The organism is Streptomyces violaceoruber (assembly GCF_033406955.1).
In the GTDB taxonomy this organism is placed as follows: domain Bacteria; phylum Actinomycetota; class Actinomycetes; order Streptomycetales; family Streptomycetaceae; genus Streptomyces; species Streptomyces violaceoruber.
Genome location: NZ_CP137734.1, coordinates 2,189,673 through 2,213,459, shown reverse-complemented (window position 1 = coordinate 2,213,459; position 23,787 = coordinate 2,189,673). Strand labels below are relative to the sequence as shown.

Genomic DNA, 23,787 nt, shown 5'->3' with positions numbered 1-23,787 from the left:
GGCCCTCGGAGGCTGTCGCCCGGCCGGGCGTCGAGGCCGGGTGGGACGGCTCGTCGGTGCGGCTTCCGAGGGCAGGGATCGCCCGGTGTGACGTGTCCCTGTAGATAGTTGTCCACAGGCCAAAGCGGAGTTTTCCGATCCGCGAGATCGTCCAGTCATGACGAACCACAGCGAAACGACCGGATCCTCCGAGAACGGCGACATCTCGCGAGCCGCGGAGCGGGGGCGGGAGCGGGCGGACGGCCCCATGCCCGAGAGCCCCGCAGACGAACACCAGGTCACCCTGCGCACCCCCGCCGAGCTGGCGGACGCGTTGCCGTACCTGCTCGGGTACCGGCCCGAGGACAGCATCGTCCTGGCGGCTCTGCGCGACCGGGACGGTCGGGGCCGGTTCGGCGGCCGCGCGCGGCTCGGTATCCCCGCGAGCCCGGACGACTGGGCGGCCGCGGCCGGACAACTGGTTCACGGCCTGGTGACCGGGAGCGAGCGCCGAGGGGTGCGGCCCGAGCAGATGGTCGCCTACCTCTGCCAGGAACCTCGCCCGGGCGAGACCGGCCGGAAGGTGATGGAGCGACTGCGGCCGCTGGCCCAGAAGCTCCGTGTCGAGTGCGGTGCGCTCGACATTCCCGTCGTCGAAGCCCTGTGCATCTCGGACGGACGCTTCTGGTCGTACTGCTGCGACGAAGAGGACTGCTGCCCTGCCGACGGCCTCCCCGTGGGACTGCCGGGTACGTCGGTGCTGGCCGCGGCGGCCACCTACGCCGGTATCCAGGTGCGCGGCTCGCTCACCGAGCTGCGGGCCAGGATGCTTCCGAGGGAGCACGCGATGGCGGCCGAGCAGGCGGCCGCCCTGGACGCGGCCGCCACGACGCTGGTCGCCAGGATCCTTGACGCCGGGGGCCGGGCGGAGGTGGCCGAGGAGACGCTGGAGACGGCGGAGCGGATCATGCGACGCCTCGCCGGGGCCCCGCCCGTGTCCGGTGCGCCGGCCGAGGACGAGCGGGACGATCAACTGCTCGGGCACGACGAGGCGGCGGCACTGATCCTGGGGCTCCAGGACCGTACGACGCGTGACCGTGCCGCCGCCTGGATGGAGGGCGCCGAGGCGGCACCCGCGATGCGCCTGTGGCGGGCCCTGGCCCGACGCTGCGTCGGGCCGTACGGCGAACACGCGGCCGCGCCCCTCACCCTCGCGGGCTGGGTCGCCTGGTCCACCGGTGACGAGCTGGAGGCGCGAGAGGCACTTGCCATGGCCCTCGGGGCGGACCCCGACTACCTCTTCGCCCGGCTTCTGCACCAGGCGTGCAACGAGGGTCTCGATCCCGAGTCGATCCGCCGCTGCCTGCGCGAGGGCAGGGAAGGCGGCCAGGGCACGGGAGACACCACCGCGGACGACGACGGACGCGGCGGCGCGGCGGTGGAAGGGGACAGGGAAGCGGAACCGGAACCGGAACCGGCCCGGCCGTTGTCCGCAGCGCCGCCCCGCCGCCGGCGCCGCGAGCGCTCGCTCGCCTCGCCCTCCGGTGTACGGCGCCGGACGAGGTCGGGGGGTCACCGGCCCGGGACCGAGGCCATGCCTCCGCGCACCATGTCTCCCCGTACCACCCCCGGGGCCGGCCACCCCGGCGTCCCGCGCACGGGACGGACCCGCCCCCACGCTCCGGCGACGCCGGGCACCGGCCGGGAGGACACCCGCCCGGAGGGCGCGGGCCCGGGAGAGAGCGGGAGCCACGGGGTCAGGGAGTGCTCCTGAGGCCGATGGCCGAGCCCCGGACGTGCCCGGGGCCGCCGGGCGGGGAGGCGCAGGTCGGGAGGAAGTGGATCAGCGGCGAAGCGGTTGCCGAAGGGAGTGTTTATCGTCAGGCAGACGACTATGATCGCCGCATGCCCTACGACCCGTCAGCTTTTCCGCCCTTCGCCGTCACTGTGGACCTGGTCGTGCTGACCGTGCGTCGCCACTCACTGTGCGCGCTGGCGGTGCGCAGGGGCGAGCCGCCGTTCCAGGGCCGTTGGGCCCTGCCCGGCGGGTTCGTACGGGACGGCGAGGACCTGGCGCAGGCGGCGGCGCGGGAGCTGGCCGAGGAGACCGGGCTGTGCGTCCACGACCCTGCCGCACCGTCCCAGGACAACGGCGCCCACCTGGAGCAGCTCGCGACGTACGGCGACCCCGAGCGCGACCCCCGCATGCGGGTGGTCAGCGTCGCCCACCTCGCGCTCGCCCCCGACCTGCCCGCGCCGCGAGCCGGTGGCGACGCCAGCAACGCCCGCTGGGCGCCGGTCGAGGAACTGCTCGAACAAAGCGGCTACGGCCGTGCCGGCGAAGCGGTGGCGCCGCTCGCCTTCGACCACGCCCAGATCCTGGCGGACGGCGTGGAACGAGCCCGCTCCAAGATCGAGTACTCGTCGCTGGCCACCGCCTTCTGCCCGCCCGAGTTCACCGTGGGGGAGCTCCGCCGTGTCTACGAGGCGGTGTGGAGCGTGGCGCTCGACCCCCGCAACTTCCACCGCAAGGTGACGGGCACCCCGGGCTTCCTCGTCCCCACCGGCGGCACGACCACCCGCCAGGGCGGCCGTCCCGCCCAGCTCTTCCGCGCGGGCGGGGCGACCCTCCTCAACCCGCCGATGCTCCGTCCCGAGGTATGACGCCGGGCCCGCACGATGCCCGAAAAATCGGATATCACACGCTATCTTGCTACGGGTGATCCAGGCCTTCGGACTGACCAGCAACCCCCGCAAGGAGCTTCCGCCCGCCGTCGACGACGTCTCGTTCGAGGCGCGCGCGGGCCGCGTCACCGCGCTGCTCGGAGCATCGGGCGCCGGCAAGACGACGGCACTCAGACTCATGCTCGGCCTTCAGCGGGGCCGTGGCCTCACCTACTTCAGAGGCCGCCCCCTGCACCGCATCGCCCACCCCTCACGCGAGGTCGGCGTGCTGCTGGGGGACGTTCCGGGCCACCCCGCCCGTACGGTGCGCGGCCATCTCCGCATGCTGTGCGCCGCGGCCGGTGTTCCCGTCCGCAGGGCCGACGAGGTCCTGGAGTCGGTCGGTCTCCTGGGCCTGCGCGACGAACGCCTCGGCTCCCTCTCCCGGGGCATGGACCGGCGCCTCGGACTGGCCTGCGCACTGGTCCCCGACCCGCACACCCTGGTCTTCGACGATCCCGCCGGCGCCCTCTCCGCCCACGATGCCCGAGGACTGCACGGAGCGCTGCGCGCGCACGCCGCACAGGGCGGCACGGTGCTGTTCAGCACGGCGGATCCCAAGGAGGCCGCGCGCAGCGCCGACCACGTCGTCACGCTCGAGCGGGGCAGGGTCGTCGCCGACCAGGAGGCGGCGGAGTTCTCCCGCACCCGGCTGCGCCCCCGCGTCGCCGTACGCAGCCCGCACGCCGCCCGGCTCGCGGCCCTGGTGACCAAGGAGGCACGCGCGGCCCGCCGTTCCGTCGAGGTGGTCCGCGAGGGCGGCAACCGGCTCGCGGTGTACGGCAGTACGTGCGCCGACATCGGCGAGGCGGCCTTCCGGCACGGCATCCTCGTGCACCAACTCGCCGACGAAGTCGGTGACATGGGCCCAGGAGCCGGTGAGATCCCCGCAGCCCGGCAGCAGGAACGCCGGCAGGCGGACGGCGAGCGAGCGCCGGGCACAGGCACGTTGAGCGCGGGGAGGCCGGGCCCGGAGACGCCCGGTGTGCTCCTCCCGTCGCCCGCCACGGAAGGCGAAACCCTCGAAGACGGGCGCGGTGCCGAGCACGGAGACGGGGACGGCCCCGCATCGGTGGCCGTCCCGAACAGAACTCCCGGCCCCCGCCAGGCCCCGGCCCCGGTCTCCGGCCACGGCCCCGAAGCCGCTCCCGGTCCCTCCGAACCCGCATCCGGGCCTTCCGCGCCCGCTCCCGGTCCCTCCGCGCCTGCTGGCGGGCCTTCCGCGCTCGACGCCGCTCCGCTCCGCACCCCGCGCCCGTTCCGCGCCCTCGTCCCTGGCAGCGCGCGGACCCGGGAAGCGACCGCCACGCTGCCGCCGCCGATCTCCGTCCGCTCCGCTCCCAGCCCCCTCCGTCCGCTGCGCTACGAACTCCGTCGCGCGGTGGGCGTCCGCACCGGGTTCGTCACCGGTGCGGTCGTGCTCCTCGTGTCCGCCGTCGTCGCCGTGGTCCTGGCCCGAGTCGGACACACCCCGCAGCCGCGACTCCTGGCCGCCTGGCCGCGGGAACTCCCGCTGCCGCCCGCCGCGCTCGGCGCCGGGCTGCTCGGCGCCCTCGCCTTCGGCGACGAGTTCCGCCACCCCGCGCTGGCGGCGGACCGCGGCACCGTGCCCCGGCGCATGGGCCTGCTGACCGCCAAACTCCTCGTCTCCGCGGCCACCGCACTGCTGCTGGCCGCGCTGACGGTGGGCTGCGACGCCGAGGTGCTCCGCCTCTTCTACGGGCCGGAGCTCGCCCAGGCCCCCGCCGACTGGACCGCCCTGAGTGCGGGTTGGCTCGGACTCGTCATCGGGTGCGCCTGGTCCGGGGTGCTCGCCGCGGGCGTCTTCCGGTCCACCACCGCCGGGCTGGCCGCGGTGGTCGCCGTCCCGGTCGTCGTCGTACCGCTCGTACAGAAGGTCTGGGAGGGACCGTCCGTGCGGACGGCCGCCGGACTGCCGATGCGGGTGCGCGAGGTCCTGCTGACCCAGTGGCCGTTCGGAGGTGAGCGGTACGTGGCGGAGGTACTGCGCCTGGTCGCCCAACCGGTCGGCGGCGCAATGACGTTGTCGCTGACCGCGTTGCTCTGCGCCTATCTGCTCACGACCCTGCGCAGCAGGGTTTGACGACCCCTCTCCCACCCTTGCGTTCCGACCGTGTGCGCAACTCCCCGGGGAAAGCCCATTTCTTTCCGATAAGGCGTCAATTGCGACGGGGTGAGCGATCACCCTTTCGTGTGCTTTTCACCAAAGACCTCAAGGGAGTTGAGGTCGGCGCCGACAAAGGATGCGTGAGTACCCTTGCGCACACCATGATGACCGCCGCCCGTTCCGCCGACTCCGGCCTCGCGAACCCGGGCGAACTCGACCGCTACCCGTACGCGGAGACGCCCGCCGTCGACCGCCTCGGGGCGCCCTCCTGGGAAGGGGTGGAGCCCGAGCTGGGGCGCGTGGGCCGGCGCACCGCGGGCAACCGTGGCCGCGGACTGCACGGGCAACTCGTCCAGCAGCTGGGCCAGATGATCGTCTCCGGCGACCTGGGTGCCGACCGCCCGCTGGTGCCCGAGGAGATCGGACAGCGTTTCGAGGTCTCCCGCACCGTGGTGCGCGAGTCCCTCCGCGTGCTGGAGGCCAAGGGGCTGGTCAGCGCTCGCCCCAATGTCGGCACCCGTGTGCGCCCCGTCAGTGACTGGAACCTGCTGGATCCTGACATCATCGAATGGCGTGCCTTCGGTCCGCAGCGCGACGACCAGCGCCGCGAGCTGAGCGAGCTGCGCTGGACGATCGAGCCGCTCGCCGCGCGCCTGGCCGCCGGGCACGGGCGCGAGGACGTCCAGCAGAGGCTGTCCGACATGGTCGGGATCATGGGCCACGCCATGGGGCAGGGCGACGCGCTCACCTTCTCGCGCGCCGATACCGAGTTCCACACCCTGCTCATCCAGATCGCGGGCAACCGGATGCTGGACCACCTCTCCGGCATCGTCTCCGCCGCCCTCCATGTCTCGGGCGGGCCGGTCACGGGCTGTGACCGGCCGAACGACGTGTCGATCGCGCAGCACGGCAGGATCGTCGACGCCCTCGCCACCGGTGACGGCGCGGCGGCCGAGGCGGCCATGCGTCAACTTCTGACCGTCCACCCCGAGGTGGAACGCGTGGTGCCCGCCCCCCGCGAGCACTGACCGCCTTCCGCCGGAACGGCGGGGTCCGGGCACGCCAAACCCCTCCTGTGGCTGTGGCCGGCCACCGCCGTCACCTTCGGACCCCGCGGAGCCGCTCCCGGTTCCACGGGGTCCGAAGGTGTGATGAGCGGGCTGCGCCTTCCTCGCGCGGCCGGAAGGTACGAGTTGATGACCTTGTTTATCCGCATCTGACCAATTTTGATCGCTTACGGGGTGTGACTCGGGCCACGCGGATTGGGCGTAACGCTCTTGGGAACAACACGATGACCTAAGAGGTGACAGCCGCGGAGGGAATACGGACGCCGTTCACGGCGCTGTGCATCTCCCCGGCCCGCCCGCACCGTCGGCCCATTCCCAAGCCGGTGGTCGGCCCCTGTCCGCCGTGGACGGGGCCGGAAGCCGTTTTTCAACGTTCCGAGAGGTTGTTCGTGTCGGCCAGCACATCCCGTACGCTCCCGCCGGAGATCGCCGAGTCCGTCTCTGTCATGGCGCTCATTGAGCGGGGAAAGGCTGAGGGGCAGATCGCCGGCGATGACGTGCGTCGGGCCTTCGAAGCTGACCAGATTCCGGCCACTCAGTGGAAGAACGTACTGCGCAGCCTCAACCAGATCCTCGAGGAAGAGGGTGTGACGCTGATGGTCAGTGCCGCAGAGCCCAAGCGCACCCGAAAGAGCGTCGCAGCGAAGAGTCCCGCCAAGCGCACCGCCACGAAGGCGGTCGCGGCGAAGCCGGTGACCAGCAGGAAGGCGACCGCTCCCGCCGCCCCGGCGGCGCCCGCGACCGAGCCCGCCGCCGTCGAGGAAGAGGCGCCCGCCAAGAAGGCGGCGGCCAAGAAGACGACCGCCAAGAAGGCGACGGCGAAGAAGACCACCGCCAAGAAGGCGGCGGCCAAGAAGACCACCGCCAAGAAGGAAGACGGCGAGCTTCTCGAGGACGAGGCGACCGAGGAGCCGAAGGCCGCGACGGAGGAGCCCGAGGGTACCGAGAACGCGGGCTTCGTGCTGTCCGACGAGGACGAGGACGACGCCCCGGCCCAGCAGGTCGCCGCGGCCGGTGCCACCGCCGACCCGGTCAAGGACTACCTCAAGCAGATCGGCAAGGTCCCCCTGCTCAACGCCGAGCAGGAGGTCGAGCTCGCCAAGCGCATCGAGGCCGGTCTGTTCGCCGAGGACAAGCTGGCGAACTCCGACAAGCTGGCGCCCAAGCTCAAGCGCGAGCTGGAGATCATCGCCGAGGACGGCCGCCGCGCCAAGAACCACCTGCTGGAGGCCAACCTCCGCCTGGTGGTCTCGCTGGCCAAGCGCTACACCGGCCGCGGCATGCTCTTCCTGGACCTCATCCAGGAGGGCAACCTCGGTCTGATCCGCGCGGTGGAGAAGTTCGACTACACCAAGGGCTACAAGTTCTCCACGTACGCCACTTGGTGGATCCGCCAGGCGATCACCCGCGCGATGGCCGACCAGGCGCGCACCATCCGTATCCCGGTGCACATGGTCGAGGTCATCAACAAGCTCGCGCGCGTGCAGCGCCAGATGCTCCAGGACCTGGGCCGTGAGCCCACCCCGGAGGAGCTGGCCAAGGAGCTCGACATGACCCCGGAGAAGGTCATCGAGGTCCAGAAGTACGGCCGCGAGCCCATTTCGCTGCACACGCCGCTGGGCGAGGACGGCGACAGCGAGTTCGGTGACCTCATCGAGGACTCCGAGGCGGTCGTCCCGGCCGACGCGGTCAGCTTCACACTCCTGCAGGAGCAGCTGCACTCCGTTCTCGACACCCTGTCCGAGCGCGAGGCGGGCGTCGTCTCCATGCGCTTCGGACTCACCGACGGTCAGCCGAAGACCCTCGACGAGATCGGCAAGGTGTACGGCGTCACGCGTGAGCGCATCCGCCAGATCGAGTCGAAGACCATGTCGAAGCTGCGTCACCCCTCGCGCTCGCAGGTGCTGCGCGACTACCTCGACTAGGTCGTAGCCGACCGTACGGACCGGCGGTACGACCGGACGGTACGAGCGGCCAAGGCCCGGTCCCGCCAGGTGCGGGACCGGGCCTTCTCGCTGGGCAGCGGGTGCGCGGCACGGCGTACTGGATCACTCTGGGTGTCCCATGACCACCTAGGAGTGAGGAGCCCGCATGCGTCGTCTCTTTGCCCGGACACTGGCCCGGCCGCTGGTGCTGGCGGCCGCGGCGACCGCGATACCTCTGGGGTCCGCCGCCCCCGCGGCCGCCGACAGCATCGTCGTCGGAGGCTTTCCGGTCGAGGTGTCCGACAGTCCGTGGACCGTCGCCCTGTCCAGTCGTGACCGGTTCGGGGGTACGCGGGCGGGCCAGTTCTGCGGCGGAGTGGCCGTCGGCCGGACCACCGTGCTCACGGCGGCCCACTGTCTGGGGGAGGAGGTGCTCGGGTCGCCGCCGGAACAGGTGGACGACCTGAGGGTCATCGCGGGCCGCACCGACCTGCTGTCGGACCGGGGTCAGGAGATCCCCGTCCGCTCCGTGTGGGTGAATCCGGAGCACGACGACGGCACCAACGCCGGCGACTTCGCGGTGCTCACGCTCTCCGAAGCCCTCCCCGCGGGCTCGGTCATAGGGATGGCGGCGGAAGGCGACCCGGCGTACACACCGGACACCGCGGCCCTTGTCTACGGCTGGGGGGACACCTCGGGCGCCGGAGACTACGCGAACGGCCTGCACGCGTCCCGGGTGCGCGTACTCCCCGACGCGTCCTGCGAGCGGGCGTATCCGGGCGATGACGACGGCCACTACCTCCCGGCCACCATGCTCTGTGCCGGGGAGGAGGCCGGGGGCCGTGACGCCTGTCAGGGGGACAGCGGAGGACCGCTGGTCGGTCGGGGCAGACTCATCGGTCTCGTGTCCTGGGGGAGCGGCTGCGGGCGCCCGGGCAGTCCCGGGGTGTACACGCGCGTCTCCTCGATACTGCGGACGCTGGGCTGGGACGGCACCGCCGCGCAGCAGCGCGGGGGCGTCTGACGGCCGCTGAGAGCCTTTCGGGTACGAGCACGGGCGGCCGCCTCCGGGTTCCGGAGGCGGCCGCCCGTTCACCGGCCTGTGCCGATTCGGCTCGTCGTCGGGCGCGTTGAGTCAGCGCTCTTCCTCGGCGGAAGATGCCGGAGCGGTCGTCAGCCGCTCCGTCTCGTCCTGTATCTCAGCGGCGATCTTCTTGAGTTCCGGCTCGAACTTGCGACCGTGGTGGGCGCAGAAGAGCAGTTCTCCGCCGCTCAGCAGGACGACGCGCAGATATGCCTGGGCGCCGCAGCGGTCGCAACGATCGGCGGCCGTAAGCGGGCTTGCGGGAGTCAGAACAGTAGTCACGTCGCCTCTTCTCTAGCTCGACGAGCTGTCGTACCAGGGTCAACATCCAACCAGCCCCAAAACGTTCCCGCTCGTGGCTTTTCCTCGAAAAAACTTTCCGAGGGGCCGGCTGTTGCCGATTGGCGGCGAATGTGCCGTATTGCGTGTCTTTGTGTCGTACGGGTTCGCGCAGTCGGTCAGTGTCGGTCCCGCCGGCTGGGTTGCCGGTTTGTTCATGAGGACGTGCCCGGAGCCTAAATGGTTCATGCGTCGAAGGGAACGTGATGTGTACTTCACCCCATCGAGGGATCGAACAGGCATGCGATCCTGGACTAGGGTGAGCGCGTGACGAGGGTGGCGTTACAACGGCTCTACCAGGCCTCGGTACCCTCTGACCGGTGAACAGAGCCGCGCCCTTACCCAGCGGGGCCCCATCTGAAATTCAGCGAGGAGCGAACCGCGTGACCGCCGAGACATCCGTGCCGTCCACTGCGCTGCTGGCAGGAGCAGACCGGGACGGATCCAACTACACCGCGCGGCACCTGCTCGTCCTCGAGGGGCTCGAGGCCGTACGCAAGCGTCCGGGCATGTACATCGGATCGACCGACAGCCGTGGCCTGATGCACTGCCTGTGGGAGATCATCGACAACTCCGTCGACGAGGCCCTGGGTGGTTACTGCGACCACATCGAAGTGATCCTCCACGACGACGCCTCGGTCGAGGTCCGGGACAACGGCCGGGGCATCCCGGTCGACGTCGAGCCCAAGACCGGCCTGTCCGGCGTCGAGGTCGTCATGACCAAGCTGCACGCCGGCGGCAAGTTCGGCGGTGGCGCCTACGCCGCCTCCGGCGGCCTGCACGGTGTCGGCGCCTCCGTGGTGAACGCCCTGTCCGCCCGCCTGGACATCGAGGTCGACCTCGGGGGGCACACCCACGCCATCAGTTTCCGGCGCGGGGTCCCTGGGACGTTCGCGAAGGCCGGGCCGGACGCGAAGTTCGAGGCCGGGAGCGGGCTGCGCAAGGTGAAGAAGGTCCCCAAGAGCCGCAGGGGCACGCGCGTGCGGTACTGGGCGGACCGCCAGATCTTCCTCAAGGACGCGAAGCTCTCCCTGGACAACCTGCACCAGCGGGCCCGCCAGACCGCGTTCCTGGTGCCCGGACTGACCATCGTCGTCCGCGACGAGTTCGGTCTCGGTGACGGCGGCAGCAAGGGCGAGGAGTCGTTCCGCTTCGACGGGGGCATCAGCGAGTTCTGCGAGTTCCTGGCCGGCGACCGGCCTGTCTGCGACGTCCTGCGCTTCAGTGGGCAGGGCAGTTTCAAGGAGACGGTCCCGGTCCTGGACGAGGACGGTCAGATGACGCCCAGCGAGGTCACCCGCGACCTCGGTGTCGACGTCGCACTGCGCTGGGGCACCGGTTACGACACCACGGTCAGGTCGTTCGTCAACATCATCGCCACGCCCAAGGGCGGCACCCACGTCGCCGGCTTCGAGCAGGCCGTGGCCAAGACGATGAACGAGGTGCTGCGCACCAAGAAGATGCTGCGCGTCGCCGAGGACGACATCGTCAAGGACGACGCCCTGGAAGGGCTGACGGCGGTCGTCACCGTCCGCCTCGCCGAGCCGCAGTTCGAGGGCCAGACCAAGGAGGTCCTCGGCACCTCGGCGGCCCGCCGGATCGTGAACAACGTGATCAGCAGGGAACTGAAGGCGTTCCTCACCTCGACCAAGCGTGACGCGGCCCAGCAGGCCCGGGTGGTCATGGAGAAGGCCGTCGCCGCGGCCCGCACCCGTATCGCGGCGCGCCAGCACAAGGACGCCCAGCGCCGCAAGACGGCCCTGGAATCGTCGTCGCTGCCCGCGAAGCTCGCCGACTGCCGCAGCGACGACGTCGACCGCAGCGAGCTGTTCATCGTCGAGGGCGACTCCGCTCTGGGCACCGCCAAGCTCGCCCGCAACTCCGAGTTCCAGGCGCTGCTGCCGATCCGCGGCAAGATCCTCAACGTCCAGAAGTCCTCCGTGACGGACATGCTGAAGAACGCCGAGTGCGGGGCGATCATCCAGGTCATAGGAGCCGGGTCGGGCCGTACCTTCGACATCGACGCGGCCCGCTACGGCAAGATCATCATGATGACCGACGCCGACGTGGACGGTTCCCACATCCGCACCCTGCTGCTGACCCTCTTCCACCGCTACATGCGGCCCATGGTCGAGGCCGGCCGGGTGTTCGCCGCGGTGCCGCCGCTGCACCGCATCGAGCTGGTCCAGCCGAAGAAGGGCCAGGACAAGTACGTCTACACGTACTCGGACCGCGAGCTGCGCGACAAGCTCATGGAGTTCCAGAGCAAGAACATCCGGTACAAGGACTCCATCCAGCGCTACAAGGGCCTCGGCGAGATGGACGCCGACCAGCTGGCGGAGACCACCATGGACCCGCGCCGCCGGACCCTGCGCCGGATCAACCTGACCGACCTGGACTCCGCCGAGCAGGTCTTCGACCTGCTGATGGGCAACGACGTCGCACCCCGCAAGGAGTTCATCTCCAGCTCGGCGGCGACGCTGGACCGGTCGCGCATCGACGCCTGAGGCAGCCCAGCCGTCGGACCGGGCCCGGGAGCGTGAACCGGGCCCGGTCCGTCGTGTGCGGTCCGTCGTCCTCTCCACCCCCGGGTGGAGTGCCCTGCCGGGCAGAACTCCACCCATGATCCACCCGGGCTCCGATCCCGTGACCTCGCACTTTCCGTAACGTCGAAGGCGTCGGCGGGACTCCGCCGGCATCCCCTTCTTCCGCTGACGGAGGCACGATGTCCGGGCTCTTCGACGCGTTGGTCGTCACGGCGGTGGCCGGCCTGGTGATCACCCGGCAGTTCCGCGCGAGCCGGATCGACACCGGCCGACGCCGGTGGGTGCTGCCCGTGGTGCTGGGCATCGTCGCGCTGCGCGAACCGGGCATGATCGACGCCCACCACCAGACGGCCGCCCTGCTGCTGTGCGCCGCCGAGGTGATCGTCGGTCTGCTCACCGGCGCAGGGTGGGCCTGGACCACCCGGATATGGGCCGAGGCCGACGGCGCGGTGTGGAGCAGGGGCACCAGGGCGAGCGTCGCCGTGTGGGCCGTCGGAATCGCGCTGCGCGCCGGCCTCTACGGGATCGGTGCGGTCCTGGGAGTGCGACAGGACGGCTCCGCCCTGCTGTTCGGCCTGGCGGTGACCCTGCTGGTCCGGTCCGGCGTTCTGGCCTGGCGCGTTCAGGGCCCACGCCCCGCCGGAGCACCCGGCCCCGCGTACCGTGACGCCGTGCCCCGGCCCACCTGGAAGGAGCCCGCGTGACGGAGAACATCTGGACGAGGTGGCCTTCCAGGGAGGCGCTCCTGCCCGAGAGCGTCTCCCGGCCCCGCCGCCTGCTCACCGGGGCGGTGCGCCTGGTGGTGTTCGGGATGCTGCTGTGGGGTGCGTTCACCAGCAGCCGTCTGCACGGGTGGGGATCGGCCGCGGCGGCCGCCGGCCTCGTGGCCGCCGTGTGCGTGGCATGGGCCTTCTTCCGGACCACGCTCGCGCACCGGTTGTGGCCGTCCCTGGCACTCGTCGTCCTCCTGCTCGCGATCGCGGTGGCCGCCCGGTCCGTCGGCTTCGGTGTGCCCGCACTGGTCATCTGGTGCGGCTGCGCCGTCGTGGCCCTGGAACGGTTGCCCATCGCCGCCGCGCTGCCCGTGGCCTCGGTCGCGCTGGCCTTCTACGCCGCGGTCGGCGACGACGCGTGGCTGACCACGGTGGCGACGGCGGTCGGACTGGTGCTCGCCGGATACGTCCTGCGACTCGACGCCGAGGCACGGGGGAGCGCGCAGCGGCTGCTGACCCAGGAGCGGGCCGCCCGGGCGGCCGAGGCGGAGACCGCGGCACTCGCGGAGCGGGCCCGTATCGCGCGGGAGATCCACGACGTGCTGGCGCACAGCCTCTCGGCGCAGATGGTGCACCTGGAGGCGGCCCGACTGCTCATCGAGCGGGACGCGGACCGGCAGCAGATCCTGGACCGGGTGGTGGCGGCGCGGGGGATGGCCCGCGACGGACTCGCCGAGACCCGGCAGGCGCTGTCCGCGCTGCGCGGCGACCTGACGCCGCTGGAGGAGTTCCTGGCCCAGCTCGTCGAGACGGCAGGCGGCACGGCAGAGGTCACCATTACGGGCGAACGCAGACCGCTGCCGGCCGAGGCGTCACAGGCCGTGCGCAGGGTGGCCCAGGAGGCGCTGACGAACGCCCGCAGGCACGCCCCCGGCGCCGGCGTGCGGGTGCGGCTGGACTACGCCGCCCGCGAAGTGGTGCTGGACGTGCGGGATTCGGGGGGCCCGCACGGCGAAGACACCGGCACCGGAGGTGGGTACGGTCTGCTGGGCATGCGGGAGCGTGCCGAGCTGCTGGGCGGTTCGCTGCGGGCAGGGCCGGGCGAGGAGGGGTTCGTGGTGACGTTGAAGGTGCCCGTATGAGTGAGGAGCCCGGAAGGAGGCCCGCGCGGGTGGTGGTCGTGGACGACCAGACCGTGGTGCGTGAGGGGATCGTGATGCTGCTCGGGCTCCTGCCCGGCGTGGACGTGGTGGGCGCCGCCGGTGACGGCGAGGAGGCGGTCCGGGTCGTCGCCGAACTCGCTCCGGACGTCGTGCTCATGGACCTGCGCATGCCCAGGTGCGACGGGGTGGAGGCCACCCGCCGGATCCGGTCCGAGCACCCCGGGACGCAGGTCGTCGTCCTCACGACGTACGCGGACGACGAATCGCTGTTCCCGGCGTTGCACGCGGGGGCGCGTGGCTATCTCACCAAGGACGCGGGCGGGGACGAGATCGTCCGGGCGGTGCACAGCGTCCTGTCCGGAGACGCGGGACTGGCGCCGAGCATCCAGCGACGCCTGCTGGAGTGGCTGTCCGAGTCCGAGCCGCGGCCGACCGGACCGCCCGAGCCCCCGGACGGGCTCACCACCCGGGAGACCGAGGTGCTGGTCCTCATCGCCGAGGGGCTCACCAACCACCAGATCGCGAGCAGACTGCGGGTCTCCACGGCCACGGTGAAGACCCACATCAACAACCTGTTCGCCAAGACGGGTCTCAAGGACCGTGCACAGGCGGTGCGTTACGCCTATGGGAAGGGGCTGGTGCGGCCACCAGGGAGATGAATCACCTGATGGGGTGAAGCGCGTGGGGAAGAAGAGTCGGGGATCTTCCCGTTCTGTCCATCCTTGGGCATGCAGTCAAGCAACGATCCGCCCCGCGGCGCCGGGGGCGGTCCGGAATGCGCGGCCGACCACCGCGCCGTGCCGGGCAGGACCTACGTCGAGACGGGCCAGGGGGCGGGGTACGACGGCCCGCGGTACGACGACCCGTGGTACGACGCACTCGCCTCCGGCTGGGGCGAGTCGGCCGGTCCCGCGGCCCCCGGGCCGACGGTGCCACCGATGCGTCGGAGCGCACCGGCGGAGCCGCCCCGGGCCGCGGCCGACGTGTACCTGGAGGTCCAGCGCAGCGCGGCCTTCCAGGAGGTCCGCAGCCGGTACCGGAGGTTCGTGGTGCCGGCCGTCGCCGGCTTCTTCCTCTGGTACGTCGCCTACGTGGTGGCCGCCACGTCGGCGCCCGCCCTGATGGCCCGGCCGGTGGCCGGTGCGGTGAACGTGGCGATGGTCGCGGGACTCGGGCAGTTCCTCACCACGTTCCTGCTCACCTGGGCCTACGCCCGCCACGCCCGGCTGCGCAGGGACCGGGCCGCGCTCGAACTGCGCTGGGACACCCAGGAGCTGACGCGCGGAGTGCGAGGGGATGCGTCATGACGGGCGATCACCAGACGCTGGCCCTGCTGCTGTTCAGCACGTTCGTCGCCGTCACACTCGGGATCACCACCTGGGTGGGCCGCCGCCGGCAGGGATCCGCCGAGGAGTTCTACGCCGGAGGGCGCCTCTTCTCGCCGATGGAGAATGGTTTTGCCATCTCCGGCGACTACATGTCGGCCGCATCCTTCCTCGGCATCTCGGGGCTCATCGCGCTCAACGGCTACGACGGCATGCTCTACTCGGTGGGATTCCTGGTGGCCTGGCTCGTGGTCCTGTTCCTCGTCGCCGAACTGGTCCGCAACTGCGGACGGTTCACCCTCGCCGACGTCGTGGCCGCCCGGATGAGGGAGCGTCCGGTGCGCATCGCGGCGGGGACCTCCTCGGTCACCGTCTCCGTCCTGTACCTGGTGGCACAGATGGTGGGCGCGGGCAGCCTGGTCGCACTGCTGCTGGGCGGGACGAGCGAGGCGGCGCGGACGTGGACCGTCATCGGCGTCGGCGCCCTCATGGTGATCTACGTGTCGCTGGGCGGGATGCGCGCCACCACCTGGATCCAGATCGTGAAGGCGGTCCTGCTGCTCGGCGGCACCGTGGCGCTGACCGCGCTCGTCCTGGTGCGCTTCCACGGCGACGTCGACCGGCTGCTGCGCACGGCGGCCGAGCGCAGCGGCCACGGTGAGGCGTTCCTCGCGCCCGGCCTGGCCTACGGCGGGGACTGGGTCGCCCGCTTCGACTTCATCAGCCTGGGACTCGCCCTGGTCCTGGGTACGGCCGGGCTGCCGCACATCCTGTCCCGCTTCTACACCGTGCCCACCGCGCGGGCGGCGAGGCGGTCCGTGGTCTGGTCGATCGGTCTCATCGGCGGCTTCTACCTGATGACGATCGTGCTGGGATTCGGTGCCGCCGCCCTGGTCGGGCCGGACGCCGTGCGTGCGTCCAACGCCGCCGGGAACACGGCGGTGCCGCTGCTCGCCCTCGATCTGGGCGGCGGCGCGCATTCCACCGGCGGGACGGTCCTGTTCGCCGTCGTCGCCGCCGTCGCGTTCGCCACCATCCTCGCGGTGGTGGCCGGCATCACCCTGGCGTCCTCGGCGTCCGTGGCCCACGACCTGTACGCGTCCTTGCGGCGCCGCCACTCCAAGCCGCGCAGCGAGGTCGCCGTGGCGCGGGTCGCCGCCGTCGGCATCGGCGCCGTCGCGATCGGGCTCGGGCTGCTCGCCCGCGACCTCAACGTCGCTTTCCTGGTGGGCCTCGCCTTCGCCGTGGCGGCCTCCGCCAACCTGCCGGTGCTGCTCTACTCGCTGTTCTGGCGCGACTTCACCACGCGCGGCGCGGTCTGGGCGGTCTACGGCGGTCTGGTGCCGTCCGTGGTGCTCGTGCTGCTGTCCCCGGTGGTCTCCGGCAGCCCGCAGTCGCTCTTCCCGGGCCTGGACTTCCAGTACTTCCCGTTGCAGAACCCGGGCCTCGTCTCGATCCCGCTCGGCTTCGTCGCCGGCTGGCTGGGCACGGTGACCTCCCCGGAGGTCCCGGACGAGGCCAGGCACGCCGAGACCGAGGTGCGGTCGCTGACCGGGGCGGGGGCCGTGTAGGGACGGCGACGACGACCCCGGTGTGCCGTGGTCGTGTCAGGCTCGGGTCACCCACGCGTAACGGTGCTCGGGGCGGCCCGCCTCGCCGTACTTGAGGGTCAGGACGGCCCGTCCGGTGCGTTCCAGCAGCTTCAAATAGCGCTGGGCGGTCTGGCGGCTCACGCCGGTCCGTTCGGCGATCTCCTGGGCGGAGAGCGGCCCGTCGGCCTTCAGCAGGCACTGGCGTACCAGCTCGGCGGTGGTGGGGGAGTGGCCCTTGGGCAGCCCGGGGTCGGAGGGCGCCGACAGGGCGCCGAAGATCCGGTCGACCTCGGCCTGTTCGGCCTCACCGCCCCCGTCGAGGGTGCGGCGCAGTTCGGCGTACGCCTCCAGTTTGGCGCGCAGACCGGCGAAGGCGAACGGTTTCACCAGGTACTGGAGCGCCCCCTGCCGCATCGCCGCCTGCACGGTCGACACGTCCCGGGCGGCCGTCACCATGATCACGTCGGTCTGGCGTCCCCGTCGCCGCATCTCCTGGACGACCTCCAGACCGGTCCGGTCGGGCAGGTAGTGGTCCAGCAGGATCAGGTCGAGGCGGGGCAGCCGCTCCACCGCGTCCAGTGCCTCCAGCGCACTGTGCGCCTCGGCGGCGACGTGGAAGCCGGGGACCTTCTCGACGTACGCGGCGTTGACGCGCGCGACGCGCGTGTCGTCGTCCACGACCAGGACCTCGATCATCGGGACTCCTCCTCGGCAGCGGTGGTCACGGGGACGGTGAGGGCGGGTTCCGGGGCCGCTTCGGTCAGCGCCTCCGGGAGGACGACGACGAACTCCGCGCCCCCGCCGTACGCCTCCCCGACGGTCGCGCTGCCGCCCTGCCGCTCGGCCAGGCGGCGCACCAGTGGCAGCCCGATGCCGCGCTCGCGGTGGGCGGGCGGCTCCTTGGTGGACCAGCCCGCGGCGAACACCAGCTCACGGTGGTCCGCCGCGATCCCGGGCCCCGTGTCGCGCACCGTGAGCGTGGCGGCGCGCCCCTCGGCCCGCAGTTCGACCTCCACGCGCGCGTGCGCTGTCCCCGCGGCGGCGTCGAGCGCGTTGTCGACCAGGTTGCCGACGATCGTGACGAGCCCCCGCGGATCGACCAGACGGTCCGGCAGCCGGGTCCGGTCCGAGACCCACAGGGCGACTCCCCGTTCGGCCGCGACGGTGGCCTTGCCGACCAGCAGGGCGGCGAGCAGGGGGTCGTGGATCCGCTCGGTGATCTGCTCCGCGGTGACCCGGTGGTCGCCGACCACCTCGCCGACGAACTCCACGGCGTCGTCGTACATCTCCAGTTCGAGCAGGCCCAGCAGGGTGTGCATGCGGTTGGCGTGCTCGTGGTCCTGGGCGCGCAGCGCGTCGATCAGGCCGCGCGTGGAGTCCAGCTCCCGGCCGAGCTGCTCCAGCTCGGTACGGTCACGCAGCGTGGCCACGGCCCCGCCGTCGTCGGTGGGCATCCGGTTGGCGACCAGGACCCGCTGGCCGCGCACGGTCAGCAGGTCGGTGCCGGTCACCCGGCCGGCCAGCACGTCGGCCGTGCGTCCCGCACCGAGCGCCTCGTCGGGGGAGCGGCCGACGGCCTCGCCGCCGATGCCGAGCAGGCGCTGCGCCTCGTCGTTGAGCAGGCGCACCCGGCCGCCCCGGTCGAGGGCGACGACGCCTTCCCGGATGCCGTGCAGCATGGCCTCCCGCTCCGCCAGCAGCCCCGCGATGTCGGAGAAGGCCAGGTCCCGGGTCTGCCGCTGCACCCGGCGCGAGATGATCCAGGAGGCCAGGGCGCCGACGGCCAGCGCGCCGCCGGCGTACGCGAACAGGCCGGGAATGGCGTGGATCAGCCGCGCCCGGACACTGTCGTAGGCGATGCCCACCGAGACCGCCCCGACGATCTCGCCGTCGCCGTCGCGCAGGGGCACCTTCCCGCGGGCGGAGCGGCCCAGGGTGCCGTCGTCGATCTCCATGACCTCGCGTCCGGCCAGGGCCTGCCCCGGGTCGGTCGAGACGACCTCGCCGATGCGCTCCGGGTCCGTGTGCGACCAGCGCACGCCCTGCCGGTCCATCACGACCACGTACTCCGCCCTCGTGGCCTCCCGGACCCGCTCCGCCTCCCGCTGCACCGGGCCGTTCGCCGTCGGCCGGGTGGTACGCAGGTCCCGTACGACCTGCGGCTGCTGCGCGGTGGTCTGCGCGATCGCCAGCGCCCGGCGCATCGCCTGGTCGTCCAGCTGGTCGCCGAGCGGCGCCAGGAACAGCCCGGTCGCGAGCACGGCGACGCCCGCGGCGATCGCCAGCTGCATCAGCAGCACCTGTGAGAACACCCGCCGCGGCAGGCCCAGGCGCAGTCGGCGGACGGGGGGAGTGGAGCTCATGGCCATGACGGTACGTGGGGCCGGTGGCATGCCGTAGCGGGGTGTGGCGCGTATCTCCCGCGAGGGGCGTGCACCGCTCGTGGGGTCAGCTCGCCACTGCCGCCGTCACCGGCAGGGCGCGCACCGCCGTGACCTCCATCCGCGCCGGCGAGCCCAGTACCGACGCCCCGCAGCTCTCCGGTCGCGGCGGCACCGACGCCCCTTGTACGACGGTGACCCGCCAGTACCGGCCGTCGCGGTGCGCCAGGGTCACCTCCCAGCGCGGTGCGGCGCCGTCCGTCCGTACGACGGTGAGTGCCTGGGCCGCGTCCTCGCCGAGGGCCGATCGCAGGGCCAGCTCGGCCGCCTGGCCGGGGCGGTCCCACGCGGAGTTCCCGCGGCAGCCCTCGATGACGATCCGGTCCTCCCGCGCGCCGTGCAGGATCTCCTTGACGGTGTGGGCCTGGACCCGGCCGTAGACGTATCCGTGGGGCAGCACGAGCACGGTCGGCGAGAAGCGGTGCCCGCCCAGGTGGGTGACTTCCCAGACGCCGTGGGCTCCGGAGGCGGCGAGTTCGGCCGCCAGGGGCCTGCCGAGGAGGGCGCAGCACCGGTCGCGTTTGCCGTTGGTGCAGACGAGGGCGAGCGGGTCGCCCGCGTGGGCGCGGCCGTCCAGCACCGAGTCGAAGGCGCGGTGGTCGCCCCGGCCGAGCGCGGCGAAATCCAGGCCGAGCAGCCGACGGGGGTCCTTGAGGGTGGCGCCGTGCAGCCACACGTTTCCCGGCACGGTGTGGGCCGCGTACACCCTGCGTGCGGCGGTCGTGCCCCGGTCCGCGTGGCGCCCGGGACGGCGCACCAGTGCGATGCGTACGCCCGTCCCTTGTGCCGCCGCGTCGAGGGCGCGCCCCAGCGCGGGGTCCAGGTGGCTCGAAGTGAGCGCCTTGGCGCCCCACGGGCCGGGCTGTTCGAGCAGCAACCAGGTCCTCGCGACGGGTGCGGTGCCCGAAACGGGCTCGTCGAGGTCCCGGGAGACGGTTGAGCACGTACTCACAGAGGTGAGCCTAACCTGACTTGGGCCGCGGCGGCTTCCAGCCGCGCCTGCGCGCTACTCCGGCAGTGGCCGCGGGGGCCTCGGCCCCGAGTACAGCCCACTCGGCCGCATCCGCAGCGGCCGCTCCCCGTACTCCTCCAGGGCATGCGCGATCCAGCCCGCCGTACGGGCCACGGCGAAGATCGTCTCGGCCGCGGTGGAGGCCATGCCGGAGGACACGGTGAGCACGGCGAGCGCCAGGTCGACATTGGCGTGCAGCGGGGTGTGGCGGGCGGCGGTGGCCTGGACGTCCCGGGCCGCCGCGATCGCGGGTGCCGCCCGGGGCACGTCCTCCAGGAGCGCGAACAGGGCACGCGCGCGTGGGTCCTCACCGGGGTAGAGCCGGTGGCCGAGCCCCGGGATGCGCCGGCCGGCCCGCAGCTCCTCGGCGACCACCGGGGCCGCGCTGCCCAGCTCGAGAACCTCCAGCAGCATCCGGTGCGCGAGTCCGCCGGCGGCGCCGTGCAGCGGTCCCTCGATCACGCCGAGCCCGGCGGAGACGGCGGCGTAGGCGTGCGCCCGCGCCGACGCGGCGACGCGCACGGCGAGCGTGGAGGCCGCCAGATCGTGGTCGACGAGGAGTCCGAGCGCCGTGTCCAGGGCCTGCAGCGTCGGCTCGTCGGGCTCCTGCCCGCTGAGCCGGGTCCACAGGCGGCGGGCGATCGGGTCCCGGTCGTGTCCGTCGCGCAGTACGGGGGGAAGCGCGGCGACGAGGGTGGGGATGAGGACGCGCGCCGTGCCCAGCACCGCCTCCTCCGACAGGTCGAAGCGGAGCGGGTCCGTGACCGCCGCGGCGATCGCCGCGACACGGAGCCGGTCCGCGGGACCGGCGTGTTCGGGCAGGGCGTCGACGGCCCGGCGGGCGACGGCGACGGAGGACTCGGGGGCCGAGAACGCGGCGCCGGGGCGCAGCTCCCCGGTCCAGAGCCACTCGGCCACCTCCTCGTACGTGTGGCGCGCGGCGAGTTCGACCGCGTCGACGCCCCGGTAGGAGAACCGGTCGTTCTCGATGAGCGTGAGGCGGGTGCGCACGGTCAGCTCCTGACCGGCGGCCGGGGCCGGGTTGATGCCGCCGTCGCGCCGGTTGCGCCGGGCGAGGGCCCGTACCTCGTCGGCGTCGAAGGTGCTGCCCCGGGAGCCGGGCGCGCGCCGGCTGCCGAGCTGGCCGCGGCTGACGTACGCGTACACGGTCTCGGGCTTCACCCCGAGCAGTTCGGCCGCCTCCCTGGTGGTCAGGCGCCGCTCGCTGTCTGCGGGGTGGTCGGGCTCGTGATCGCGCATGAGGTCACCGTATCGATCGGAGGCGGTCCGTGTTGAGTCGTCGCCCTACTATGCATTGATTCAATCAATATTGACAGAGTCGCAGTCAAGTATGGACAGTTAAGTCAAGTTCAAGGAGGTAATCATGTCCGTCAACAGAACCGCAGCCGCGGCAACGCCCGTCGAGGTGCCGCGCGGGCTCGCCGGTGTCGTGGTGGCCGACACCGAGGTCGGCGACGTGCGAGGACTCGAGGGGTTCTACCACTACCGCCAGTACTCGGCCGTCGAACTCGCCCGGAGTCGCGGCTTCGAGGACGTCTGGCATCTCCTGGTCCACGGGGAACTCCCCGACGCGCGCACCGGGGCCGCCTTCGCCGCCGAGACCGCCGCGCTGCGGCGGCTCCCCGACGCGGTGCGCGCCGCCCTGCCCGCCATCGCCGAGGCCGGCGCAGGCTCCGGCCCGCTCGCCGGCATGCGCACCGGTCTGTCCCTGCTGGGTGCGGCCCTGGGCTTCCGACCGGTGTACGACCTGTCGGTCGACCAGCGCCGGCAGGACACCCTGGTGGCGGCCGCGGCCGTACCGACGCTGCTGACCGCGCTGCACCGGTTGGGACGGGGACTCGAGCCGGTGGAGCCGCGCGAGGACCTCTCGTACGCCGCGAACTACCTGTACATGTTGACCGGCCAGGAGCCGGACGAGGCGTGCACACGGGCGATCGAGCAGTACCTGATCTCCACCATCGACCACGGGTTCAACGCGTCGACCTTCACCGCGCGGGTCATCGCGTCGACGGGTGCGGATGTCGCGGCCTGCCTGGCCGGCGCGGTGTCGGCGTTGTCCGGCCCGCTGCACGGCGGCGCGCCCAGCCGGGCGCTGGACACCCTGGACGCGATCGGCACGCCCGATCGCATCGACGCGTGGATCCGCGAGCGGGTGCTCGCCGGTGACCGCATCATGGGCTTCGGTCACGCCGTCTACCGCACCGAGGACCCGCGCTCACGGATGCTGCGTGAGGTGGCGCAGAGCTTCGGCGGACCGCGCGTGGAGTTCGCCGTCGAGGTGGAGCGGCAGGTCGAGGCGATCCTCGCGGAGCTGAAGCCGGGGCGCGAACTGCACACCAACGTCGAGTTCTACGCGGGCGTGGTCATGGAACTGTGCGGTCTGCCCCGCGAGATGTTCACTCCCACGTTCGCGGCGGCACGGGTGGTGGGCTGGAGCGCGAACATTCTGGAGCAGGCGTCCGACTCCAAGATCATCCGTCCGGCGGCGCGGTATGTGGGGCCGGGGGCGCCGGTCGGGGTCCCGGCGGTGGCCTGAGAAACACGAGCGGCCTGGTGCCGTTCGGGCGCCAGGCCTGGTCGGGGAGCGTCGAGCAAGGACGGGGTGCCGGGTTGCTCGCCGGTGGTGGGGGTTCGTGCGCGGCAGGCGGTGGGGTACGGCCGAAGGCGCGGGTGACGTCAGGCGTCGGGGATGTCCGCCTTGGCCCGGATGAGGGTCTCCCGGCTGATGACCACGATGCGTTCGTAGTCGGCCCTGGCGGCGTCGGCGGGCAGCTCACGCTCCAGCGCCTCGGTGGCCTCGGTGCCGATGACGGCGAAGTTGCCGTCACTCAGTTCGAACAGGTCGGGGCAGGTGGATCCCGTGGTACTGCCACGAGCGCTGGGAGGCACACCGATGCGGCGCACGATCTTCAAGGTACCGGTCCTTATGGGCAAGGTTGCTGGCAGATTGATGAGTCCCCACGCTACTGGGTGCTGAGTGGCCCGGGTGACCGACGGGGCCTCAGAAGTCCCCTGTTGCTCCTTGAGGTTGACGGGATGGCCCCGTTCGGAGCAGACCGCCCTCAGTCGTGGGGAGGCGTCCCGACCACCCACCATTCGTCCGTGTCGGTGTCCTCGAAGTCCTTGGCGAGAGCGTCGACCACCAGCCCCAGCCGGGCTTCGTCGGAGTTCTGGTCCAAGGCGGCGCGCATGTTCCTCGTCGCCTCCCAGTACTCGCGGAAGACCGGGCTCTGGAAGAACTCCCGGAGGCGCCCCTGCAGCCCTTCCTGGTCCAGGAGACCCGCACGGTGCACGTGGTAGAGGTTGACGTACCAGGCGTTCGCATAGAAGAACTGGCGCCGTCGCTCGGCCGGGATGCTCTTGTCATAGGTGTCGATGACTTCGGCGAGCGACGGATCGTCGATGGCCCTGGTGAGCAACTCCCAGTGCATGCGCTGCTGATGTGCCAGCGACTGGCGCCGGATGGCCAGCTCCTCCAGTTCCAGCAGCCGTTCGTGCATACGTGCTGCCTCGCGCCGCCGCCGGCGCGCGGCCAGCGATATCCCGGCCGTGGCCAGCAACATCCCGGCCGCGGCGGAGCCGAACCTCCCCGTGGCGTTTTTCCGTGTGACCATGTCAACCCCCGAATCAGGCGACCGCCCGCCGGTCGTCGAGTGCGGGTCGGCTGACGGGGACCGGCGAGCGATGGATGGTGCTGCCGCCTCCAGGGTGCCGAGCGGCGCTGATCG

At 72.1% G+C, this 23,787-nt stretch carries 20 protein-coding genes; 13 read left to right on the top strand and 7 right to left on the bottom strand.

What is annotated here, in order from left to right; genetic code table 11:
* Window positions 1-157 precede the first annotated feature (157 nt).
* From R2E43_RS09545 to R2E43_RS09520, 6 genes are all read left to right on the top strand, one after another.
* The gene (locus tag R2E43_RS09545) at window positions 158-1,753 is read left to right on the top strand and encodes a DUF4192 domain-containing protein (RefSeq protein WP_332056115.1); all 1,596 of its coding nucleotides are present in this window, start codon (window positions 158-160) and stop codon (window positions 1,751-1,753) included.
* Window positions 1,754-1,884: 131 nt separating this feature from the next.
* The gene (locus tag R2E43_RS09540) at window positions 1,885-2,643 is read left to right on the top strand and encodes an NUDIX hydrolase (protein ID WP_003973205.1); all 759 of its coding nucleotides are present in this window, start codon (window positions 1,885-1,887) and stop codon (window positions 2,641-2,643) included.
* A 55-nt stretch (window positions 2,644-2,698) separates the two neighbouring features.
* Window positions 2,699-4,807 carry an ABC transporter ATP-binding protein gene (locus R2E43_RS09535; protein WP_332056114.1) on the top strand — a complete coding sequence of 703 codons (2,109 nt, stop codon included), beginning with the start codon at window positions 2,699-2,701 and terminating at the stop codon, window positions 4,805-4,807.
* 164 nt (window positions 4,808-4,971) lie between these two features.
* Window positions 4,972-5,859, top strand: a complete 888-nt coding sequence (gene whiH, locus R2E43_RS09530) for a sporulation transcriptional regulator WhiH (RefSeq protein WP_003973203.1) — start codon at window positions 4,972-4,974, stop codon at window positions 5,857-5,859.
* 428 nt (window positions 5,860-6,287) lie between these two features.
* On the top strand, window positions 6,288-7,823 hold the full coding sequence (locus tag R2E43_RS09525; protein WP_003973202.1) for an RNA polymerase sigma factor: 1,536 nt from the start codon (window positions 6,288-6,290) through the stop codon (window positions 7,821-7,823).
* A 166-nt stretch (window positions 7,824-7,989) separates the two neighbouring features.
* On the top strand, window positions 7,990-8,847 hold the full coding sequence (locus R2E43_RS09520; protein WP_003973201.1) for a S1 family peptidase: 858 nt from the start codon (window positions 7,990-7,992) through the stop codon (window positions 8,845-8,847).
* A gap of 111 nt (window positions 8,848-8,958) precedes the next feature.
* On the opposite strand, the gene R2E43_RS09515 is transcribed toward R2E43_RS09520, so the two are convergent.
* Window positions 8,959-9,189 (bottom strand): DUF7455 domain-containing protein, encoded by a 231-nt coding sequence (locus R2E43_RS09515; protein WP_003973200.1) that lies wholly within the window; start codon window positions 9,187-9,189, stop codon window positions 8,959-8,961.
* 440 nt (window positions 9,190-9,629) lie between these two features.
* Here R2E43_RS09515 and R2E43_RS09510 point away from each other — a divergent pair, with 440 nt between their 5' ends.
* The 6 genes from R2E43_RS09510 (at window position 9,630) to R2E43_RS09485 (ending at window position 16,564) form a co-directional block, all read left to right on the top strand.
* Window positions 9,630-11,753 carry a DNA gyrase/topoisomerase IV subunit B gene (locus R2E43_RS09510; RefSeq protein WP_003973199.1) on the top strand — a complete coding sequence of 708 codons (2,124 nt, stop codon included), beginning with the start codon at window positions 9,630-9,632 and terminating at the stop codon, window positions 11,751-11,753.
* A 218-nt stretch (window positions 11,754-11,971) separates the two neighbouring features.
* Window positions 11,972-12,496: a DUF1453 domain-containing protein gene (locus R2E43_RS09505; RefSeq protein ID WP_332056113.1), complete on the top strand. Its 525-nt coding sequence runs from the start codon at window positions 11,972-11,974 to the stop codon at window positions 12,494-12,496.
* Window positions 12,493-13,647, top strand: a complete 1,155-nt coding sequence (locus R2E43_RS09500; RefSeq protein WP_011030479.1) for a sensor histidine kinase — start codon at window positions 12,493-12,495, stop codon at window positions 13,645-13,647. The genes R2E43_RS09505 and R2E43_RS09500 overlap by 4 nt, the downstream gene beginning before the upstream one ends.
* Complete coding sequence (locus R2E43_RS09495; protein WP_003973196.1) at window positions 13,644-14,327, top strand: response regulator; 684 nt, start codon at window positions 13,644-13,646, stop codon at window positions 14,325-14,327. The genes R2E43_RS09500 and R2E43_RS09495 overlap by 4 nt, the downstream gene beginning before the upstream one ends.
* A gap of 69 nt (window positions 14,328-14,396) precedes the next feature.
* The gene (locus R2E43_RS09490; RefSeq protein ID WP_011030481.1) at window positions 14,397-14,975 is read left to right on the top strand and encodes a DUF485 domain-containing protein; all 579 of its coding nucleotides are present in this window, start codon (window positions 14,397-14,399) and stop codon (window positions 14,973-14,975) included.
* Entirely contained in the window at window positions 14,972-16,564 is a 1,593-nt protein-coding gene (locus tag R2E43_RS09485; protein ID WP_332056112.1) for a solute symporter family protein, read from the top strand. The genes R2E43_RS09490 and R2E43_RS09485 overlap by 4 nt, the downstream gene beginning before the upstream one ends.
* A 36-nt stretch (window positions 16,565-16,600) precedes the next feature.
* Here the strand turns inward: R2E43_RS09485 and R2E43_RS09480 are convergent, their stop codons facing one another.
* The 4 genes from R2E43_RS09480 to R2E43_RS09465 all read right to left on the bottom strand — a co-directional run bounded on the left by R2E43_RS09480 (window position 16,601) and on the right by R2E43_RS09465 (window position 21,298).
* A complete protein-coding gene (locus R2E43_RS09480; RefSeq protein WP_003973193.1) occupies window positions 16,601-17,281 on the bottom strand; it encodes a response regulator in 681 nt (226 codons plus the stop codon).
* Window positions 17,278-18,948, bottom strand: a complete 1,671-nt coding sequence (locus R2E43_RS09475) for an ATP-binding protein (protein WP_191850856.1) — start codon at window positions 18,946-18,948, stop codon at window positions 17,278-17,280. The genes R2E43_RS09480 and R2E43_RS09475 overlap by 4 nt, the downstream gene beginning before the upstream one ends.
* Window positions 18,949-19,033: 85 nt before the next feature.
* The gene (locus R2E43_RS09470) at window positions 19,034-19,978 is read right to left on the bottom strand and encodes a sucrase ferredoxin (RefSeq protein ID WP_332056111.1); all 945 of its coding nucleotides are present in this window, start codon (window positions 19,976-19,978) and stop codon (window positions 19,034-19,036) included.
* Between the two features lie 54 nt (window positions 19,979-20,032).
* Window positions 20,033-21,298, bottom strand: a complete 1,266-nt coding sequence (locus tag R2E43_RS09465) for a citrate synthase (protein WP_003973190.1) — start codon at window positions 21,296-21,298, stop codon at window positions 20,033-20,035.
* Window positions 21,299-21,422: 124 nt separating this feature from the next.
* On the opposite strand from R2E43_RS09465, the gene R2E43_RS09460 reads away from it, so the two are divergent.
* Window positions 21,423-22,595: a citrate synthase/methylcitrate synthase gene (locus R2E43_RS09460; protein ID WP_003973189.1), complete on the top strand. Its 1,173-nt coding sequence runs from the start codon at window positions 21,423-21,425 to the stop codon at window positions 22,593-22,595.
* A gap of 140 nt (window positions 22,596-22,735) precedes the next feature.
* On the opposite strand, the gene R2E43_RS09455 is transcribed toward R2E43_RS09460, so the two are convergent.
* The gene (locus R2E43_RS09455; protein WP_003973188.1) at window positions 22,736-22,972 is read right to left on the bottom strand and encodes a hypothetical protein; all 237 of its coding nucleotides are present in this window, start codon (window positions 22,970-22,972) and stop codon (window positions 22,736-22,738) included.
* A gap of 149 nt (window positions 22,973-23,121) precedes the next feature.
* Window positions 23,122-23,673 (bottom strand): DUF6082 family protein, encoded by a 552-nt coding sequence (locus R2E43_RS09450; RefSeq protein WP_030865023.1) that lies wholly within the window; start codon window positions 23,671-23,673, stop codon window positions 23,122-23,124.
* Window positions 23,674-23,787 lie beyond the last annotated feature (114 nt).